Here is a 20939-nt window from a genome sequence, read left to right as displayed (position 1 = left end):
GATAATGCAGTAGATAACTAACTAAATCGTAACCTATTACTATCAAGAGCAATTAACCTACGCTCATTTCCAATAAATTACACTCTTTTCGTAACTTCGGTATGCAAAATTACTTTTTTTACCCGCTTGTTGTCCGTTTTGTTTCGATTTTCTTTATGCAAGGTATTTTATAAGTTCGCTTATAAAATATGTACTTCCCTTTTGGGTAATTCCTTTGCCTTCTTTTAATGAATCTTTCTGTCGATTAGTTTCATCTCTTTTATGTCGTCGATATTCCATTTTGCAATGATACGGGAGCAACAGAAAGAGAGAACATTCTTTAATCTCATTTTCATGCAGATAATGTGTGCCGTTCCTTCATTTAGACTATTTTTGAAAAAAAATTCAAGGTTTCTGCAACCAAACGAGTGGTTGGTTACGTCTAATGATTGAATTTCCGGAAAGAGAACGACTATAAATAACCTATAAAATTAAAATAGAAGAGAATATGAAAAAGATGTTTATGATGATGCTTTTGTCTATCGTATCGTGGACAGGAGCCGTAACAGCAACCGAGGCAACAGCTCCTCTGAAATCGAATGGCCCTGTGGCACAACAAGAAGCGGTCGTAGCAGCCGATACACTTAACGGTATGACTCCGAGCGAGGCTTTTCAAATACGTATGAAGGAACTCGAATTTGAACGGGATAGAACGCTCTTTCAAGATGAGCCGGATGCCGAGGATATAATAGACTCTTTGGTTCCTCTTTTTGCTATTGTTTCACCTTTTCTTATCGCTTTTTTAATTGTCTTTTTCTATATTTATTATCGTAATAAAAAAGTACAATCCCGCTATCGGGTGATGGAAAAAGCGATAGAGTCGGGTCGAGAATTACCCGAAGGCTTTTTCGACGAACCGGAGTCGAAGCGACCCAGTAAATTTTCCACTCTGAATCAAGGTCTTGTTTGTACGGCTGTCGGAATCGGGTCTTTTATATGGTGTATAGGTGGGGCTTATGAATTGGACGAAGGTTTCGGGGCTCTTTTGGTTGGTTTGGCGGCCATATTCACTTTGATAGGTATAGGGAAACTGATTCTTTATCGGGTAGAATCGCGAAAGGAAGTTCGTGATACCGATGAGCAAACTACCGAAATCGAGTAGGCCGGAGCGATGAATAAGAACGAGGATATAGCGTGGGTGACTCGTTGTGCTTTGTTCGACGATCGGCGGGCTTTTGCCTGCCTTGTCGATAAGTATCAGGTGCGATTGAAACGCTTTTTCCTGAATCTTACCGGTGGAGATCCAGTGCTCAGCGATGATTTGGCGCAGGAGACTTTTATCAAAGTTTATTATAATTTGCGTAGTTATAAAGGCTTGTCTTCTTTTTCGACATGGATTTATCGAGTAGCTTACAATGTGTTTTACGATGAGTTACGAAAGAGCCGGGAATGGGAAGATGCTTCTGTGGACGAGGCGGCCAATCTGTTGGAGCAACCTCCTGAGTGTGTGGACCGGAATATCGATGTATCGCGAGCTTTGTCTATTTTACGCCCCGAGGAGCGAACGGCGATAACTTTATTCTTCGTCGAGGATCTTGCCGTGGCAAAGATAGCAGAGATTATGAGTATATCGGAAGGTACGGTAAAGTCGCATTTATTTCGTGCAAAACAAAAATTGGGTGAATATTTAAAGAAAAACGGATATGAATGAATGGAATGACAATCAGTGGCGGGAGTTTTTCGGCGATCATTCGTTGGAACTTCGGACAGATAAGTGGTTCACGCGTAGGGTGTTGAATAGACTGCCTCGCAAGCGATGGAGCATAGAAGCCAAAATTTCATTTGTCGTTTCGGTACTTGTTATTGCAATTTGTACGGTTCTATGCTTGATATTTGCCAAAGAAATGATTTACAATCCTTGTTGGACTTGTGCACACACTTGGTTGGCTTACATGGGATTGTCTGTGGCTTGCGGGTTGTGTGTCGGACAGTTGGGTTCCTTTCTGCGCAGGATTTATGATGCTTCCTAAAACTGAAATAAATTTAAGTAACGAGCGAGAGGCATGGGTCGAACAAGACTTATGTCTCTCGTTCTATTTGTTGGATAGCGGAGTGTGGCGGGAGATAAATTCGGCGAAAGAATCTTTGTAAGTATCTGAGATAGGAATGTATTCTTTGCCAAATACGATTCGGTTGCGATCGATCATTTTGATTTTACAGCCCTGCACGATGAACGACCGGTGCACCCGAATGAACCGACTATCGGGTAACATCTCTTCGAGGGATTTCAAGCTAAGCAGGGAAAGAATGGGGTGCGGTTCGTCTTCGAGGTAAATTTTTACATAATCTTTCAGCCCTTCGATATAGAGTACTTTATCGAGGGGAATCTGTTTAAGTTTATAATCGCTTTTTACAAAGATATATGATTTGTCTGGGGAATGCATTTCACCCGTCCCGGACGATAATTCGAACCATTGCAACGCTTTTTGTGCCGCTTTCAGGAAATCGGTGTAGGCAAAAGGTTTCAACAAATAATCGACGGCGTTGACTTTATAACTGTCTACGGCATATTGTCCGAATGCCGTAGTGAAAATGACACGGCTTTTCCCTTCTATCATGCGGGAAAATTCCATACCGTCCAGCTCGGGCATTTGTATATCGAGAAATATCAAATCTATATCTCCTTTCGAGATTCTTTCGATCGCTTGAACAGCCGAGGTAAACGAAGCCTCCAATTGTAGAAAAGGCGTTTTCTTGACATAGCTTTCCAGTAGCTCGATTGCAAGGGGTTCATCGTCGATAATACAACATTTCAATATCATAGTCGCAGTGTTTATTTAATTCAGGTCGATAGTCAACATGGAGCGGTAGATGTGCGAATCGCTCTCGGCATGCAGATTATATTTTCCCGGGTATAGAAGTTCGAGTTGTCGGGATAGATTTTTTAGTCCGATACCTGAACCGCTCTTGTCGGTTTCATTTTTCGGGAAGCTGCTGTTTTCTATATCGCATTCGATAACTCCCGGTGAAGGTTCGGACATATTGATTTTTACGAAAGATCGGGTAGATGCGCTGGTCCCGTGTTTGAAAGCATTCTCGATGAGTGTGATGAAAAGCAACGGTGCTATTTTATACCCTCGACACAAGCCGGTAGGAATATTTACATCTACTTGGACGTGGCGGGCAAGCCTCAATCGCATGAGCTCGATGTAGTTATGGTTGAATTCCAGTTCTTTTTCCATAGGAACATAGGGCTGTGTATTTTCGTAGAGGACGTAACGCAACAACTTGCTCAGTTCAAGAACTGCGCTTTGGGCCCGTTCGGGACTGATAGCGATAAGCGAGTAGATATTGTTGAGCGTATTGAATAGAAAATGAGGATTGAGTTGATTTTTCAAATTTTTCAATTCTGCTTCGGTACGTTCCTGTTCCAACTGCTTACGTTCTTTTTCGGTTGTGATCCATTTTTGAGTGACTTTAATAGCGGCACTCAGCCCAACGACCAGAACCAGTGTAATGGAATCTTGCCATTGCATGAACCCTGGGCGAGGAGGGGGAATGGGAGTGGGTCTTTGATGCAGAATGCTTTCGGGAATGACCATGCGGTGTACCAAATAGATAGCTATATTGGCCATGACTACCAGTAATAAATTGTAGAGAATGAATCGTATGGTTTTTTTACGAAACAGGACTTTATCGATGAGCCATAAGTAGTTGATGTAAAAAATACAGGCTATGCAAATCGGTTGGATATAAAATTTTATCAGGCTGAAATTGTGCATTCGGTTGATGTTCCCGAATCGTTCGATAAACAAGAGTGGAAAAATAAACAAGATACTCCATGCCGCCAGATGTATAAAGACGGTATTCCATTTTTTACTTAGATGTAGCTTATCGGATGCCATTGTACAAATATATTCATTTGAAAGGTAAAAGTGAAATTATTCGTAGCGAATCGCTTCGATGGGATCGAGATTAGCGGCTTTACGAGCCGGATACCAACCGAAGAATATCCCGGTTATCGTACAAACGAAGAAAGAAAGTATGACCGAATAGGCTTGTACGTAGACAGGCCATTTGAACAGGACGTTGACGATTACCGATGCACCTACTCCGAAGACGACCCCGATAATGCCGCCGGTAACGCTAATGAGAACAGCTTCGATAAGGAATTGGGCGAGGATATCGATACCTCTGGCTCCGATGGACATGCGCAACCCTATTTCCCGAGTGCGTTCCGTTACGGAGACATACATGATATTCATGATTCCGATACCTCCGACTAATAACGATATACCTGCAATGCAGGCGAGCAAGATTGTCATCATGTCGGTTGTCGAGCTTAACATGGAACTTAGTTCTTCTTGTGAACGTATTTCGAAATCATCATCTTCTCCTTCTTTTATTTTATGGTTTTTCCGTAGAATCTCGCTGATTTCTTCGGTTGCCTGAGGGGTAAGTTCTTCCGACAATGCCGAACAGTAGATACCTTGCAAGTAGGTAATGGCGAGAATGCGTTTCTGTACCGTAGTATACGGTGCGAGTACCATATCGTCTTGGTCCATACCCATGCTGTTGTATCCTTTGGGCGTGAGAGTACCTATGACTTTAAGGGGAATTTTATTGAACCGGATTACTTTTCCAATCGGGCTTTCTCCATTGGGGAAGAGATTGTCGGTAATGGTTTTCCCGATTAAACAGACTTTGGCAGAAGTGATGACGTCTTGTGGAGTGAACATGCTTCCCTCTTCCAAAGAAATTTTACGAATATCCAGATAATCTTCGGTAATACCGTATATCGTACTGGGATAGTTGTTCGCTCCATATATGAATTGTCCGCTGCTGTTTACCGAGGGGGAACAAGCCGACACGTATTCAGCTTGTTCGGAGATGGATTTATAATCGTTTAATTTGAGTGTTTGCATAGACGATGCGTCTTGCCTTACACCCCCTCTTTCCATGTTGCCGGGGTGTATCATGATCATGTTTGAACCCATTTCTGAGATTTGTTCTCGTATGCTTCGTTTCGAACCTTGTCCGATGGCCAGCATCGTGATGACGGATGCCACGCCGATGATGATACCCAACATGGTGAGGAAGCAACGTAGCTTATTGTTATTGAGCGCTTTTAGAGCTATTTTAGTCAGATTGGTCAGATTCATAATATTATTCCTTAGTCGGTTTCCACCGGTAGTTTTTGCAGCATTTCCAAAGCCGATGCTTGTTTTTCGTTCCGTGTATCGGAGATTACTTTCCCGTCCCGTAATACGATGTTTCGGCTACTGTATGCCGATAATTCAGGATTGTGGGTCACAAAGATAATGGTACGTCCCCGGGCATGCAGTTCCTGAAAGAGAACCAAAATTTCGAATGAAGTCCGGGTGTCAAGGTTTCCTGTGGCTTCGTCGGCAAGAATGATTACAGGGTCGTTAACCAATGCGCGAGCTATCGCTACCCGCTGTTGTTGCCCTCCCGACATTTGGTTGGATTTATGATTTTTTCGCTCGGACAGTCCAACGGCATCAAGAGCTTTCGATGCCAGTTTGTGCCTTTCTTTGGCCGAGATGGAGGAGTTGTACATGAGGGGTAATTCCACATTTTCGAGGGCGGTCGTTTTGGGCAACAAGTTGTAGGATTGAAATACGAACCCGATTTTCCGATTTCGCAAAACCGACCGTTCGTTCTTACCCATACTCCGAACCGAAATACCATCGAGGTAATACTCTCCCGATGTGGGGGTGTCGAGGCAGCCGAGTATATTGAGCAGAGTGGATTTTCCCGAGCCGCTGGTTCCCATAATGGTTACGAACTCACCGGAATTTATGGTGAAATTGACGCCTCGCAGAGCATGTACGGTTTCACTCCCTACGATAAAATTGCGTCTTATGTTTTCTAATCGAATGATTTCGTTCGTTGTCATGTCGGTTTCCTGATTATTTCTTTTTTCCCGGCGGTTTGGGCATGAACGGGCTTTCTTCTTTCTCTTCCGATAATTGTCGATTGGTAGCGTTTATATTACTTTTGCGGTCTATGGCTACGGTTTCACCGGCTTCCAACCCGGAGCAAATTTCGACGTTTACGCTATTGTCCATGCCTACGACGACCTTACGAGGTTTCCATTCTTGCCCGTCTTGTACCCAAACGATTTTCAAGCTGTCGTTTCCGGATATTTCTTGTTGAGGCAAATCTTCCGGTTCGTGGCGTTTTTTGCCCGATGGCGGATCGGGAACGAATCGAAGGGCTTTGAGCAGTATATTCACGACATTGCGGCGTTCGGCGGTGTAAATGGTGATGTTGGCGGTTAATCCCGGTTTTAATTTCAAATCGGGATTATGGGCAGAGATAACCACTTCGTAAGTGACTACATTGCTTTCTTCCGTGGCCTCTAAGCGCACTTGTGTGACTGTTCCCTCAAACGTGTCGTTGGGGTAAGCGTCGACGGTGAATATGACTCTTTGCCCCTCTTGCACCCCGCCAATATCGGCTTCATCGACATCGGCTATAACCTGCATTTGGGTCAGGTCGGCAGCAATGGTAAAGAGGGTCGGCGTTTCGAATCCGGCAGCTACGGTTTGTCCCTCTTCGACCGCCCGACTGATGACTACGCCGTCGATAGGCGAAGTAATAGTGGCATAAGCTAAATTTCGTTTAGCCTTAGCCAGATTTGCCTCGCTGCTTTCGAAGGTACTTTTAGCTTTTGCGTAGTTGTATTTCGACTCTTCGTATTCGGTGTCGCTGATGAGTTGTTTCTCGTGCAGGGCCTTGTTTCTGAAAAAGTTTTTTTCTTGATATTCATATTCGGCTTTTGCTCCGTCGTACGTGGCCTGCTGGGAGGTGAGTTCGCTTTGCAAAGTGACTTTATCCATTTCGGCGATGAGTTGTCCTTTGGTTACGATGGAGTTGTAGTCGGCATACAGTTTGTCGATGATACCCGATACTTGTGTCCCGACTTCGACTTGTGTGACCGGCTCGATTGTTCCGGTTGCCGTGACGGCTTCCGAGACGTCTCCTCGTACAGCCTGAGCCGTTTCGATAATATAGTTCGCGCTCTTCGACTTCCCGCCGAAACAGAACCAGAGTATGGCGATGGCGACAATGGTCGATACGGTAGCGATGATGATTTTTTTTGATTTCATATTTCGATGACAGTTTATATTCGAGTTTGAGTTAGTCGAGGGTAAGAGGTTTGTTTTCGTAATAGTCGAGTAGTTTCAAATTGAGCAAAGCCATGAAACGGGATTGCAGTTCTTCTTGTTGAGCCGACAGCCAGTTGTTTTTCGCCGTGAGCATCTCGACCGTATTTTTCATACCGAGGTAGAACTGTTCTTCGGTGAGTTCGTAGGAGGTCTTTGTGGCGTTGAGCTGTTCTTTTGCCGCAAGGTATTTCGATTGGGCGGACGAAGCATCGAGCCATACGTTTTCTATTTGGTTCAGCAAATCCTTTTCTTGATTTTTAAGATCCAATTGGCTGATTTTTTGTTGAATTTTTGCCCGTTCGACAGCCGATTTGTTAGAGCGGCGGCTATATATAGGGACGGATAGCGTCAGCCCTACCGATTCGTTGAATCCTTGTTTCATTTGAGTCCCGAAACTCCCGTTGTTCCCTGTATTGTGTCCGCTGCCTATACCGGCATTCAAGGAGAGATTGGGGTAGTAGCCGGCTTTGGCATTCGCTATATTCAGTTCGGCGACTTCGAGTTCTAATTTACCGCTCTGTATGGAGGGGACGAACCCTAATGCCGTAGTGTAGACCGTGCTTTTATCGGGTAGGGGAACGAGAACTTTGCTTTCGTCGATTTCGGGAGTTGCCAGATTCATCTCTTGATTGATGTCGAGCTCGAGTAATTGTTTTAGTTCGAGTTTTAATTGGTCTCGATTGGCTTCGGCTGTGACTAATTGGTATTTGTCGTTACTGTATTGGGCTTCGAGCTGGGCCAAATCGCTTTTGGAAATAGAACCGGCAGCCAGTAATTCGCGAGATCGTTCTACTTGGCGAAGGGAAACTTCTACTGTCTGTTTGCAAATGTTCACGGCTTCCTCGGCATAAAGAATTTGGAGGTAGTCGGTGAGGATTTCTATTTGCAAATTATCGAGTGTTTCTTTGAATGCGTATTGTTGTTGCTTCTCTTGTATTCGGTTGGCTTTAATCGTGTTTCGCCGTTTCCCATCGAAAATTGTCCATGATGCGTCGATTCCGTAGGTTCCCGTATAGACGTTTTTCCCCGACCGGCTGCCATCAGCCATCGGATAGTTATTGTAATTATGGGAGGTCGAGAAGTCGAACGAAGGAAAAAGTTGAGCTTTTGCCTCTTTGGTGTTAACCTCGCTTTCTTCTACGGACAGTCGGTTTTGTTGCAGGGTGATGCTGTGGTCACGGGCGTATTCGAAACAGTCTTGTAATGTCCATGTGGAGGGTATTTTTTCTTGTGCCCATAAAGCAGTACTGCATAGAAGCAGGGGGACTCCGGTGGATATTATTAATTTTTTCATTATCGATACGTTAAATTTTGATTCAAATTTAACATTTAGCCGATGATGAAAGAAAAGTAATAGAAAGAGTCCCTTTTTTTGCGGATAAAGTGTCTTCTTTTATCGATAAACGGGTAAAGTATTCTATGTTTTTATTTTTGTAAAAAGGAAGAGGAAAATTCCGACTGGAATTTTCCTCTCTAAATATTTGTTATTTATAACTTTAATAGAAAAGTAAAATAAGCAGTTGTGCCGAAAGCACCCGCAGGAACATGGCGAGCGGGTAAACCGTCGAGTAAGCTACCGATGGGGCATCGTTCCCCGATACCTTGTTGCCATAGGCGAGGGCGGGGGGATCGGTACAAGCTCCTGAAAGCAATCCCATGATAGAGCAATAGTTGATCTTGTAGTGGGCTCGGGCAATAATTCCGATGATGAGAAGAGGAATCACGGTGATGAGAAATCCCCACCATACCCAAATGAGTCCGCCGGACATAATCGTGTTGACGAATTCGCCTCCTGCCGATATACCTACACTGGCTAAGAAAAGACAGATACCTATTTCCCGTAGCATGAGACTGGCTCCGGTCGAAGTGTAAGTGACGAGGTGTATTTTATGACCGAAACGGCCCAAGAGAATTGCGACGACCAGCGGTCCCCCAGCTAATCCCAACTTCATGGGAACACTCATTCCCGGAATGGCGAGAGGAATGCTTCCCAATATGATACCGAGGAATATACCTACGAATAGCGTTACCATGTTGGGTTCGTGGAGGCGTTTCGTAGAGTTACCGAGTTTCTCGGCCAAACGATTGATGTCTTCGATTCGTCCTACAACGGTAAGACGGTCTCCTATTTGTAATTCCAGATTAGGATTGGCTAGAAGATCAAGACCGGCTCGGTTTACACGGGTCGCATTCAACCGGTATCCCATTCTGAGACGTAGGCTTCCGATCTTGCGTCCGTTGAATTCGGGGCGGGTAACCAGTATTCGACGAGAAACCACAGGGGCAGGAATAGCTTCCCAGTTCATTTCGACGGGGCGACCTATAAATGCTTCCAATGCGCTTTCGTCATGTAAAGAGAGGACAACGAGAAGCAAGTCTCCTTCTTGGAGTGTCGTATCTGAGTTGGGTATGATTACTTCGTCATTATGTTTAATACGCGATACTACAAAATTACGGTCGATGAGTTTGGTCAAATCGTCGAGAGTCCTGCCAAAGATAAGTTTGTTTTCTACTTTATAAGTAACGACATGCGGGACGAGTTGGCTCGATTGGTTTTCTTCTTCGATTTGTCGACTTTCTTTTTCCATTTTAACTTTGAAAATCGCCCGGATAACCAGCATGGAGGCGATGATTCCGATTACTCCCAACGGATAGGCGGCCGCATATCCGAGAGCGATTTCTGGAACCTCGGAAATGGACCCGTCGAATTTGAGCTGTGAAAGCGTTTGTTGCGCTGCTCCTAATCCCGGTGTGTTCGTGACAGCCCCCGAAAGAATACCTACCATCATGGGCATACTTATTTCTCCCTGATGTATAAAGTAGAGGGTGAGAGCGACCGCTATGTTGAGTATGACAATACCGACAGCCAGCATATTTAGGGTTAGTCCTCCTTTTTTAAAGGAAGAGAAAAAACTCGGTCCTACTTGCAGTCCAATGGAATAAATGAATAGAATCAGCCCAAACTCCTGTACGAAATGGAGTATGTTTTTTTCGGCGGAAAAACCGAAGTGCCCGGCAATCAAGCCGACGAAAAGTACAAATGTGACTCCTAATGAAATGCCGAAGAATTTCATCTTTCCTAAGGCTACACCCAATGCGATGACAAATGCATACAGGATAACGGTGTGGGCTACCGAGGCGTCATTGAATAATAGATTTTGAATCCAATCCATTGCAGATAAATAGTATTTTTTTAATTTTTTTGCAAAGGTAGCAATAATCTGTATAAACAATCCTTTAAAGGAAGATTTTGTTTGTGCATTTTGAGAGCCGGTTCGATTTATTTGCGTATGAAACGAAAAAAGCCTCAGACATCACGTCTGTGGCTTTCCATCAAGTCAATACACTTTTTTATGCTAAGAGCCTTCCTCGACCATGCTCCCGCACAGTTTCCGGAATATTTCAGTTAGATTTGTCTTCATGTAATAGAATGCGCCGTAATAACAAGTTTGTTATAATCTTCGGCGTATACTATTATAGTTTTAGGATAGTAGATTATTCAATTCTTTTAAAGAGGCTATGTGGTAGTTCGAAACTCTTTTAGCTTGGGGAACCGTTCGTTGGCAGAGCCATGCTGTTTTGCAGCCGATGTCTTTTGCCGGCAATAAGTCGCTGTTTAGAGAGTTGCTGACGCATAGAGTTTCTTCCGGCTCGATATGTAACGCATTGACCGATAACCGGAATATTTCTTTATCGGGTTTGCTCAGGTTCACCATGCTGGATTCAATGACATCGGTGAAGTAGGAGGCCAATCCGAAATCTACCAAAACAGCCGGTAGGTTTCCGTATGATTGAGCGACGATTCCCAAACGATACTGTTTTACCAAGTTTTCGAGTGTTTTTTCGTTTTGTCTTACATACATGATCGCCATGTTATAACAAATCGTGGCTAGTTGTTGGGCATACTTTTGAGTACATCGATTGTCGGATAATAATCCTTTTGAAATAAGATATTTGATTTGAAGCGATAGTTTGGTATGTAAGGTAAAATAAAAATTAAACCAGGGTTCGATTAGTCCTTTTTCGGATATTTCCTTTTCTGCAAATTCATGGGCGGCCAGATAGTCGCTCTTGGTTATAGGTATCCCGATTTCCCTGTATTCTTTCCAAATGAGGTCGAACCAATCACTCCCCTCGGTATCGATTGTACCTGAGAAATTGAATAGAATACCTTTTATGTCGTGTCTCTTTTCCATCGTTTTATTTTTTCTTGAAGATGGGGGCAAAGTTATTTCGGGAGGTGATTCTTCACAAGGTCGTAATGGGCATATAATTGTCCTAAATTTCGGATTTGTGAATTTTGATTGTTTCTGCGTTTGCTTTACACTACCTTTGTATTTTGTAAAATAAAAGAAGATGAAGGAGTTGGTTATTTTTGATTTGGACGGGACTTTGTTAAACACGATTGCCGATTTGGCTATCAGTACGAACTATGCTTTGCATCGTTGCGGTTTTCCAAAACATAGGGAGGAGGAATATTTTCATTTTGTAGGGAACGGAATAACTAAATTGTTCGAGCGAGCTTTGCCGGAAGAGTGTCGTTCGTCGGATAATGTATCTCGTGTGAGGAGCTATTTTTTGGAATATTACTCGGTACATAATACCGATTATACTCGCCCTTACGATAAAGTGGAGGAATTATTGTCTGTTTTAAATTCTCATGGTGTGAAAATAGCTGTGGCGTCGAATAAATATCAGGCAGGAACCCAAAAGTTAATACAGTATTTTTTCCCCGGAATCGATTTCGTATCTGTATTGGGACAGCGTGACGGCATTCCGGTAAAGCCAGCTCCCGATATTGTATATGAAATTCTAAATAAGTCGGGGGTTGAGGCGGAAAAAGCCCTGTATGTGGGAGATTCAGATGTAGATATGTTTACCGCGAAGGCTGCCGGGGTCGAATCGGTCGGTGTAACATGGGGATTTCGGAGCCGTGAAGAATTGATTGAAGCCGGAGCTTGTCATTTAGTGGATAGTCCCATCGAGATACTCCGGCTCAGTCTATAATTAGTGGGGATTGTCTTTTAACTCTTATATTCGCAGGTAGGGAGGAAAAAAATTTCGCAGAGACATCTTAGTCCGTCCTTCTCCCCTGCCGTGTCCCGTAGCCTTACGAGGTGTTTTGTTAGCCATATAGGAGTGGTGTCACGCAGTGACGGGGTGTGACCCTTACAGCCAAAAAGTCTATGAAATCTTTCCAACCCCTCTTCTCAGAAACTGCCGTTTCTTCGGTGTCTCCCCTATATGGCTACCGCCACACAGGGGAGAAGTGTAAATACAATTATCTCATTCGTTAAAACGATGTAACAGACTGTTGTTAAGCCTCTTCCCCTGTGTTTTGCACAGTAAAATATAGGGGCGGTGTCCGCCGGACCGAAGGGTTAACTCTTATAGCTAAAAAGTTTATGAAATCTTTCCACCCCCTCTCCTCTATATTGTTACACGACTCCCCGTAAGTCTACGGGACAAGGCAAAGGAGGAACGCAACCCATCTCATTTGCTAAAATTCATGTTTACCTCCACCGATTTTCTACTGAACCGATATTTCGATTTTGTGAGATTGGGGATTCTTTTGTGAAACGATAAAAAAGTAACAACCCCGCTTCACAGCGGAATTGTTACATAACCAAAATATATAGAATAGTTAATCGAAAAAAATAGTCTGTAATATTTACATGGGGCGATTAATTAATTGTGATACAAATATATCTAAATTTCATAAAGAACCAAAACAGTATCGACAAAAAGCGTAAACATGTCGCTTAACCGCCCGTTTTTTTCGTTATATGTCATATATTATTCGGGGATATCTATTTCCAAAGAAATTTCTATTCCGCTTCTATTTTCGCCTACTTGTGTCGTTCGGGTGTAATAGACGACGAGAGGCCAACCGGTATCGGCGTGTATATAAGTGTCGTTTTGATCTTGGGCCATAATAATCGGAATTTGAGAACTGTCAATCGGTTTTCTCCTGTCTTCTTCGGGTAGATTGCTCTGTATGAGTTCTATAAATTGCTTTATGGCTTGGTCGGTATTTACTATTGCGTCGCTGGCTATGCGAAAGGACCCGTTTTCGGGATCGACTTCATCGATCCAAAATGTTCTCATACCTTTACAGGGTGCACCACCGAGAAGAGATGGGAAATTTTCTTCGATTTGATATTCTTCGTCAAAATCCATTTTACAACCGTGATAGTAGAGTAGAAAGGATAGTTCTTCGAGTGCGGTGGATACTACGACGGTCGTGTCGCCCATCTGTTTGGACAGGGTGGATTTGAGAAACCGGAAGAGGGAATCTTTTTGCGCTTCGGAACCTTGTTGGGCGCTTAATGCTTCGGCCGTCATTTCGGCGGCTTTCAGGTAACGAGACCTCAGTTTGTCGAAATTGACAAGCCGTTTTATCGTGCCCAATTCGTTTGTCTCGACGATGACTGTGTCGTTGCCGAAAGTCCGGCTTATTCGAGAGGTGAGTTCTCGGCTTATACTGTCCGAACCAGAGCGAATGGCGTTGGGAGTATCATAAACGGCTTGTAGCGTATAGCTGTTTTCGGTAGAGTCGATAACCGTGATATTTATCTTGGATATGGTTCTTTCCCACGATATGGTGTCTTTGCCCTGTATGTTGTATTTGTAATAATCGTACAGATAATCGTAACTGTCACCTTTCGACCAATAGGCTACAACTTGTACCGTAGAATCGTTGAGATTGATTTGGGCAGATAATGTCGTTACTATGCAGACTAATAAGGAACTGAGAATGGCTTTGGTTTTCATAGTAAGTATGGGTTTGATGATTCGTATATCTTTGAAACCGTTTTATTGTAATCGACTTCAAAGATATACATAAAAATCTGATTGTGATTTTCTCTTTCCCCCTATTATAGTATATATAATATTATTATTTCTTATCGGAGAACGGGAGTTTGAACCCTTGTTTGTTCAAATAGCCTTCCATGTCGTAGCCCAAAGCTATCCGGTAATAATCTAAAATATGGGCGCACCAGTCGTTTTCGGAGGTCGTTCCGCTGCGGTGGCGATTATATTCGGATATGGTTCGGTCGTATTGTTCGAGCTCGGGAGCCATGTCGTCGGTACGGTAATGATTGTGGTGTATGACTAATGATAGCGGTTGTTTGGGCTTTAAGTCGGGTGATTCTCTGGGTATGCCCAATGTGAGTGCACAAACGACAAGTACCTTCGGGTAATTTTAGAATTTCGGCTATTTTCTCCGGATTGGCTGTACGAGCATAACCTACGCAGCAGCTACCGAGTCCGGCGGCTTGGGCTGCTACTACCGCATTCTGCATAGCTAGGGCAGCATCGATGATTCCTACCATAACGCCGTCGAGCGTATTCTCGAAATGAGGATTGTCGATTCCCTTTTTTTGTGCCAAGATGTCAATTTTATGATAGTCGGCGCAGAATACCAGTAAAGTGGCGCAAGTTTTAATTTGTTTTTGGTTTGTAATGGCGTAGAGCTCTTCTTTAATGGATTGATCGTCGATAGCTATTACCGAGAATTGTTGCCCGTTGTAACTTGTCGGGGTATTCGCGATGGCTCGATAGATGAAATCGAGCGTTTCGGACGGTATCTTATCGTATTCGTAGCGACGGACCGATGTGCGGTTCAGTAAAGTTTCTTCGATTGTTTTCATAATGAATGGTATTTTGAGTTAAACGATTAAGTGTATAGAAAGGTTTTCAAGTCATTTGTTCCAGTTCTTTAAGTCCTGTCTGGAAGTAATCTTGTTTCCAGTCCTGAGGACGGATTATTTCTCCGTTCCAGACAACGATGTCGATGTCTAATGGAATTTTACCGGAAAGTTTCGATTCGGGGGTACGGCCGTGTGCCTTCTCCATCGTTTTTAAGACATCATATAGTTCTTGATGATCAGTATCGGTGAATATTTTAACTACGGCATTGAGGTAGTTGGGGCTTTTTATGCTTCCGCAAGCTACCGTTTCATAAATAGAAGAAGATGCGGCAACGAGTCCCATTTCCTGTAATTCGGCAAATGCGTTATTCATTTGTCGCAGTTTGTCGGGCGTATTTGAGGCTAGGCTGATCAAAACTGTATTCATGACACATCTTTTAGGGAGAGTTGTATACGTTTCCGTTCTCGGTCGATACCGATGACACGGACTTTAACCGGTTGGTGCATAGAGACGATCTCGGCCGGATTGGAAATATATCGGTCGGCCATTTGCGAGATATGTACCAATCCGTTTTCTTTGATACCGATGTCGACGAAACAGCCGAATTGGGTAATGTTGGTGACTATACCGTTGAGAATCATTCCTTCTTGTAAGTCGTCTATCGTTTTGACTTTGGCGTCGAATTCCATCATTTCGATATAACGGCGAGGGTCCCGGCCGGGCTTGTCGAGTTCGGCGATGATGTCGGATAAAGTGGGTATACCCACATCTCCGGATATGTAGTTTTTGAGGTCGAGCTGTTTTTTCAGCTCTTTGTTTTCTATCAGATCGCTTACGGTGCAGTTCAGATCGTCCGCCATTTTTTCTACGATGGGATATCGTTCCGGGTGGACGGCAGAATTGTCGAGCGGATTTTGTGCATGGGGAATACGAAGGAACCCGGCGGCTTGTTCGAACGCTTTGGCTCCCATGCGGGGTACTTTGAGCAAGTCGGTTCTTCGGGCGAAGTCTCCGTTCTCTTTGCGATAATCGACTATGTTTTGAGCGAGTTGAGGGCCTAATCCCGATATATAAGTGAGCAGGTGCTTGCTGGCGGTGTTTACGTTTACCCCCACGGAGTTTACACAAAACTCAATCGTTCGGTCGAGCGATTTTTTCAGTTTGGTTTGGTCGACATCGTGTTGATATTGTCCTACCCCGATAGATTTCGGGTCGATTTTGACTAACTCGGCCAACGGATCTATGAGTCTGCGACCGATAGATACAGCACCACGCACCGTCACATCGTGTTCGGGAAATTCTTCCCGAGCTACTTTTGAGGCGGAATAGATAGATGCGCCGCTTTCGCTGACGACGAAGACCTGTATCTTGCGGTCGTAACGGAGGTTTGTGACGAATTGTTCCGTTTCCCGTCCGGCAGTTCCGTTTCCGATGGCGATAGCTTCGATTTTGTAGCTTTCTACCAGCTGTGTGAGTTTGCGTGCAGCTCCTGCCGAATCTTGACGAGGCGGGTGAGGGTATATGGTTTCGTTGTGTAATAGATTTCCCTGAGCGTCGAGACAAACTACTTTACAGCCGGTCCGGAATCCCGGGTCTATGGCTAATACTCGTTTTTGTCCTAATGGTGGCGCTAAAAGTAATTGTCGCACGTTTTCCGCAAAAATTCGGATAGCTTCGTTGTCTGCCTTTTCTTTTGAAGCGGCGGCGAATTCACTTTCTATGGAAGGGCGCAGAAGTCTTTTATAACTATCTTTTATCGCTTTGTCGACAAGGTTCGACGTTTCTCCTGAGCCTTTGATAAATATTTGTTGTAACCGTTCTATCGCTGTATCGTCGTCGGGGGTAATAGAAACTCTGAGAATACCTTCATTTTCTCCTCGTCTCACCGCTAAGATTTTATGGGAAGCACAACGTCGTAACGGTTCGCTCCATTCGAAGTAATCGCGGTATTTATCGCCTTCGGTTTCTTTCCCTTTAATGACTTTTGCATGGACGACAGCACTGTGCTCGAAACAACGCCGAATGGTATTTCTGGCTCGTTCGTTCTCGGAGACCCATTCGACGATAATGTCGCAAGCTCCTTCGACCGCTGTTTGTTCGTCGGGGATTTCGGGAGTAACGAATCGGGCGGCACTCGTTTTTATATTTTCGCTTTTTTGCGCCATGATGATTTTGGCGAGGGGCTCTAATCCGTGTTCCCGGGCTATCTCTGCACGGGTTCTTCTATGGGGTTTATAGGGTAGGTATATATCTTCGAGCTCGGTAATGTCCCAACAAGAATCTATGCGTTGTTTCAACTCTTCCGACAACTTTCCTTGTTCCTCGATTGTCGAAATGATAAATTTTTTTCGTTTTTCGGTCTCGCATAGTTTATCGTATGCTTCCTTGATATTACCTATTTGTACCTCGTCGAGGGAACCGGTAGCCTCTTTGCGGTAACGGCTGATGAAAGGAATAGTGGCTCCGCTGTCGAGCAGTTCGATTGTTTTTTCGATTTGTTTCTCGGCAAAACCCAGAGATTGTGACAGGAGCTTGTATATCGATGTATTCATGATTCTTTCTTTAATGTTATAATCGTGATTTCGGGGCGGGCGCCGATTCGCATGGGAAGGAATACACAACCGATACCTTCATTGACGTATAACATTTGGTGTTTATCGGGGGCGGTATATAGACCGCTCCATTCGGGATACAGGGGTTCGGCAAAAGAATATTCAAATTCTTTCCAGCCTAATTTCAGCTGCATGGCATGGGTGTGTCCCGATAAAGTGAGGTCGATGTTCGAGTGTGGAATAACTTCGTGTTTCCAATGCAGCGGGTTGTGAGAGAGCAGTATTTTGAAAACCGAATCGTTCAACGAGGAATATGCCTGATCCAATTTCCCGTATTGCGGGAAAGGTGGAAGTCCCCAATTTTCAACACCGATAAGGGCGATGCTGTCGTTTCCCCGGTGAAGAAATACCGAACGATTGTTCAACATCGTCCAACCCATTTTTTCCTCGTTGACGATGAGCGAACGGAGTGTTTGTTCTTTTCCTTCGGGGTTTTCCCAATGGAAATAGTCGCCGTAATCGTGATTTCCCAAGATAGAATATACTCCATCGGGTGCGGAGAGACGGGAAAGTACGTTCATGTAAGGAGGCAGTTCGTTTCCTCGGCGGTTGACGAGGTCTCCCGTAAAAACGATAAGGTCGGGGTGTAGTTGATTAATGCGGTTTATCCATCGGGGCAAGTAATTGGCTGCGGAGCCCAAAGTTTCGAGGTGGAGGTCGGAGAATTGGACGATGCGATATCCGTCGAAGTCTTCCGGCAAATTGGGAAAAGAGATTGTCCTGTAATTATATATGGGGTGTTGTCGGGCATAGAATGCGCCGTAGAGCATGGACCCGATGACATACAGGGCTAATGCCGTACCGATCATGTGACCCCATTTCCCTTTCTTCCTTTTCCATAAACGGGGGACGTAATCGAATAAAGAAAATATGGAGTAAAACCATTTGGGCATGTAGACCAAGAAGAAAATATAGAATATCCACATGGAGATATTTATATCGAGCTTCCCCGGAAAAGCGAATAGCCCCGTCACCCCTATACACACGAGAAGGAGAGTGACTAAGGAAAGGCCCCACCAAAGAATTTTTATCCATTTAGATTTATGACGGAAGTTGCGTCGAAAGATATAGAAATCGGCCGATAGAGCCAACAGTGGAAGTAAAATGAGAAGAAGGGGTAACCGCATATAATTTTATCGAATGTTGAGAAGGAAACGATGAGTGTTGCGTTGAAAACACTCATCGTTTCCTTATTGTGTTGTCATTTAGGCTTCTTGCCCTAATGCTATCAATTGATTTTTCAACGGATTGGCGTACATGGAGAGAATGCGCTCTTTTAGGAAGTCTTTGTCTTTACTCGTTACGTCGGGGATTTTTGCCAATTGTGAGTTTAGGTAATTGGCAAAAGTGGTTTGGTCTTTATTTGTGTAACGGTCGGCGAAACGTTTCTGTCCGTCTAGAATATCGTAAGCGATATAATTACCGGGATATATTTTATAATTGGTATGAATGGCCTTGTCTATTACTTTGAGTATGTTGGACAGTAATTCCGATTTTTCGTCGATTGCCGATAATTTGTCGAGTTCGTCGTTGATGCACGGGGATATTTGAAAATGTACACGACCCTTGAAGCCGAGTAGACCTATTTCCATGCTGTGCAAATCGTCTCTTTGGGATTTTTTAAAATCGGGATTGTCTCGTTTGAGCAGGAACTCGTGTGCTTTGAGATAGTCGCAGGGATCATATTCGTAGGATATGGAGACCGGAACAATGTTTATTTCTTTCAAATTATTGATGAGGTCTCCCTCTCCGGATATGCCTAACATTTTAATGAGAGATTCTTGTGTGCGGTCGTCGGAATCTTTCGAACGGCCTTCCCGTTGGGCTATCCATACCGATTCGTTTTTTTTCGTTATAGCGAAATGTATGTATCCCGATAGCTGTCGGGCGGCATCGAGCATTTGGCGCACGCCTACGTCTCGTTTGACGATAAAACTCTTATTGAGCCGAACTAAATCGGATATCCAGTCGTATATGAGCAGATTGTTTCCGATGGCTATTTCACTGGTTTTTATTCCGTTTCGAATGAGTAGCAGATTGAGTAGAGAGGCATCGAGCACAATGTCGCGATGGTTGGACATGAATGTGTAGCTTTTTGCCTTATCGAGTACATCGAGATTGTTCCCGGTAAGTCCTTTGGTGGTTTTCTGAGTTAGCCCTTCTAGGAAAGAGCGCATAACCAGTAATTGAAAGTCTTTTTTGTTGTCGATAGTCAACAATTCTTGGCAGAATAGTTCGTAGTTAATGTCGCGGAGTACGTAACGAACAGCGTGCTCGAATCCGGGTTCTGTAACCAGAACTTTCATTTTGTCGTGAAATTCACTGTCGTAAAAAGGTCGAATATCGTCAAATTCTTTTGGGCATTCCATAACATTAATATTTTTAAGGTATAGAACCGTCTATTGTTTTTATTCTTATGTTTTATATATCTCGATTGGCCGTATAATTACGCCATTTGTCAAACAGCAAGGTCATATCTTGCGGTATGGGGGAATCGAAAAACATCTCTTCTCCTGTTACGGGGTGTTTGAATCCGAGAGTTTTGGCGTGTAGGGCTTGCCGGGGGCAAATTTCAAAGCAGTTTTGTACAAATTGTTTGTATTTGGTAAAGGTCGTTCCTTTGAGAATTTGGTCTCCCCCGTAACGTTCGTCGTTAAAAAGAGTGTGTCCGATATGTTTCATGTGTACCCTAATTTGGTGTGTCCGCCCAGTTTCGAGCTTACACTCGACGATAGAAACATATCCCAATCTTTCTAAGGTTTTATAATGAGTTACCGCATGTTTACCGAAGTCTCCCTCGGGAAATACGGTCATTTGTAATCTGTCTTTGAGGCTACGACCGATATTTCCGGTTATCGTTCCTTCGTCATTTTCCATAATACCCCATACCAAAGCTACGTATTGTCTTTGGGTAGTTTTATGGAAAAACTGTAATCCCAAGTTTGTTTTGGCTTCGGGAGTCTTGGCTATGACTAATAATCCGGAAGTGTCTTTGTCGATACGGTGTACCAATCCCAAACGGGGGTCGCTTACATCATAGTCGGGGGTATCCCGGAAATAGTATGCCAGAGCGTTTACCAGTGTCCCGCTATAATTCCCGTGTCCGGGGTGTACGACCAATCCTGCCGGTTTGTTGACAACCAAGACGGTTTTGTCTTCGTATACGACATCGAGCGGTATGTCTTGGGGTATGATCTCGAATTCGTATCTGGGTCGATCCATGACGACAGACACGACATCGAGCGGCTTTACGCGATAGTTCGACTTGACCGCTTTCCCGTTTACGAGAATACAGCCAGCTTCGGCTGCCTGTTGTACCCGGTTACGGGAAGAACTTTCGAGACGTGCTACGAGAAATTTATCTACTCGTAATAGATTTTGTCCTTTGTCTGCCACGAACCGGAAGTGTTCATACAATTCCCGCTCACCTTCTTCTGCGATGATTTTGTCATCGGCTTCTATGTCTTCGTCGCAAGTGTTCATTGCATTCGAGATT

At 44.0% G+C, this 20939-nt stretch carries 20 protein-coding genes; 4 read left to right on the top strand and 16 right to left on the bottom strand.

Annotation, left to right across the window (positions count from 1 at the left end):
* Positions 1-487 precede the first annotated feature (487 nt).
* From QVD32_RS09170 to QVD32_RS09160, 3 genes are read left to right on the top strand one after another with little or no spacing between them, the layout of a single operon-like run.
* The gene (locus QVD32_RS09170) at positions 488-1141 is read left to right on the top strand and encodes a DUF6249 domain-containing protein (protein ID WP_021891994.1); all 654 of its coding nucleotides are present in this window, start codon (positions 488-490) and stop codon (positions 1139-1141) included.
* Between the two features lie 9 nt (positions 1142-1150).
* Entirely contained in the window at positions 1151-1690 is a 540-nt protein-coding gene (locus QVD32_RS09165; protein ID WP_021891993.1) for an RNA polymerase sigma factor, read from the top strand.
* Positions 1683-2009 carry a hypothetical protein gene (locus tag QVD32_RS09160; protein WP_008862292.1) on the top strand — a complete coding sequence of 109 codons (327 nt, stop codon included), beginning with the start codon at positions 1683-1685 and terminating at the stop codon, positions 2007-2009. Before QVD32_RS09165 ends, QVD32_RS09160 begins: the two co-directional genes overlap by 8 nt.
* Before the next feature lie 63 nt (positions 2010-2072).
* On the opposite strand, the gene QVD32_RS09155 is transcribed toward QVD32_RS09160, so the two are convergent.
* The 8 genes from QVD32_RS09155 to QVD32_RS09120 all read right to left on the bottom strand — a co-directional run bounded on the left by QVD32_RS09155 (position 2073) and on the right by QVD32_RS09120 (position 11371).
* Positions 2073-2801: a LytR/AlgR family response regulator transcription factor gene (locus QVD32_RS09155; RefSeq protein ID WP_008862291.1), complete on the bottom strand. Its 729-nt coding sequence runs from the start codon at positions 2799-2801 to the stop codon at positions 2073-2075.
* Between the two features lie 15 nt (positions 2802-2816).
* Complete coding sequence (locus QVD32_RS09150; RefSeq protein WP_021891992.1) at positions 2817-3884, bottom strand: sensor histidine kinase; 1068 nt, start codon at positions 3882-3884, stop codon at positions 2817-2819.
* A gap of 36 nt (positions 3885-3920) precedes the next feature.
* A complete protein-coding gene (locus QVD32_RS09145) occupies positions 3921-5141 on the bottom strand; it encodes an ABC transporter permease (RefSeq protein ID WP_008862289.1) in 1221 nt (406 codons plus the stop codon).
* An 11-nt stretch (positions 5142-5152) separates the two neighbouring features.
* The gene (locus QVD32_RS09140) at positions 5153-5899 is read right to left on the bottom strand and encodes an ABC transporter ATP-binding protein (protein ID WP_046416138.1); all 747 of its coding nucleotides are present in this window, start codon (positions 5897-5899) and stop codon (positions 5153-5155) included.
* Positions 5900-5912: 13 nt separating this feature from the next.
* The gene (locus tag QVD32_RS09135; protein WP_118687541.1) at positions 5913-7115 is read right to left on the bottom strand and encodes an efflux RND transporter periplasmic adaptor subunit; all 1203 of its coding nucleotides are present in this window, start codon (positions 7113-7115) and stop codon (positions 5913-5915) included.
* Positions 7116-7146: 31 nt separating this feature from the next.
* Positions 7147-8469: a TolC family protein gene (locus QVD32_RS09130; RefSeq protein WP_118687542.1), complete on the bottom strand. Its 1323-nt coding sequence runs from the start codon at positions 8467-8469 to the stop codon at positions 7147-7149.
* Positions 8470-8671: 202 nt separating this feature from the next.
* Positions 8672-10348, bottom strand: coding sequence for a putative transporter (locus tag QVD32_RS09125; protein ID WP_008862280.1), 1677 nt, complete (start codon positions 10346-10348; stop codon positions 8672-8674).
* Between the two features lie 309 nt (positions 10349-10657).
* Positions 10658-11371 carry an HAD family hydrolase gene (locus QVD32_RS09120; protein ID WP_008862279.1) on the bottom strand — a complete coding sequence of 238 codons (714 nt, stop codon included), beginning with the start codon at positions 11369-11371 and terminating at the stop codon, positions 10658-10660.
* A 160-nt stretch (positions 11372-11531) separates the two neighbouring features.
* Here QVD32_RS09120 and QVD32_RS09115 point away from each other — a divergent pair, with 160 nt between their 5' ends.
* Positions 11532-12182: an HAD family hydrolase gene (locus QVD32_RS09115; RefSeq protein WP_021891987.1), complete on the top strand. Its 651-nt coding sequence runs from the start codon at positions 11532-11534 to the stop codon at positions 12180-12182.
* Between the two features lie 789 nt (positions 12183-12971).
* Here the strand turns inward: QVD32_RS09115 and QVD32_RS09110 are convergent.
* From QVD32_RS09110 to QVD32_RS09075, 8 genes are all read right to left on the bottom strand, one after another.
* On the bottom strand, positions 12972-13949 hold the full coding sequence (locus QVD32_RS09110; protein ID WP_118687543.1) for a hypothetical protein: 978 nt from the start codon (positions 13947-13949) through the stop codon (positions 12972-12974).
* 124 nt (positions 13950-14073) lie between these two features.
* Positions 14074-14259, bottom strand: coding sequence for a hypothetical protein (locus tag QVD32_RS09105; RefSeq protein ID WP_008862276.1), 186 nt, complete (start codon positions 14257-14259; stop codon positions 14074-14076).
* Positions 14213-14830: a nitroreductase family protein gene (locus tag QVD32_RS09100; protein ID WP_287710201.1), complete on the bottom strand. Its 618-nt coding sequence runs from the start codon at positions 14828-14830 to the stop codon at positions 14213-14215. The genes QVD32_RS09105 and QVD32_RS09100 overlap by 47 nt, the downstream gene beginning before the upstream one ends.
* Before the next feature lie 46 nt (positions 14831-14876).
* A complete protein-coding gene (gene folK / locus QVD32_RS09095) occupies positions 14877-15257 on the bottom strand; it encodes a 2-amino-4-hydroxy-6-hydroxymethyldihydropteridine diphosphokinase (protein WP_118687545.1) in 381 nt (126 codons plus the stop codon).
* The gene (locus QVD32_RS09090) at positions 15254-17383 is read right to left on the bottom strand and encodes a Tex family protein (protein WP_118687546.1); all 2130 of its coding nucleotides are present in this window, start codon (positions 17381-17383) and stop codon (positions 15254-15256) included. Before QVD32_RS09090 ends, folK begins: the two co-directional genes overlap by 4 nt.
* On the bottom strand, positions 17380-18570 hold the full coding sequence (locus tag QVD32_RS09085) for a metallophosphoesterase (protein ID WP_118687547.1): 1191 nt from the start codon (positions 18568-18570) through the stop codon (positions 17380-17382). The genes QVD32_RS09090 and QVD32_RS09085 overlap by 4 nt, the downstream gene beginning before the upstream one ends.
* Before the next feature lie 78 nt (positions 18571-18648).
* Positions 18649-19812 (bottom strand): hypothetical protein, encoded by a 1164-nt coding sequence (locus QVD32_RS09080; protein ID WP_021891982.1) that lies wholly within the window; start codon positions 19810-19812, stop codon positions 18649-18651.
* A gap of 52 nt (positions 19813-19864) precedes the next feature.
* Positions 19865-20926 (bottom strand): RluA family pseudouridine synthase, encoded by a 1062-nt coding sequence (locus QVD32_RS09075; protein WP_021891981.1) that lies wholly within the window; start codon positions 20924-20926, stop codon positions 19865-19867.
* Between the last annotated feature and the right edge of the window lie 13 nt (positions 20927-20939).

The sequence above is a fragment of the Barnesiella sp. genome (assembly GCF_022723415.1).
In the GTDB taxonomy this organism is placed as follows: Bacteria; Bacteroidota; Bacteroidia; order Bacteroidales; family Barnesiellaceae; genus Barnesiella; species Barnesiella intestinihominis.
This window is presented reverse-complemented; position numbering and strand designations above follow the sequence as displayed.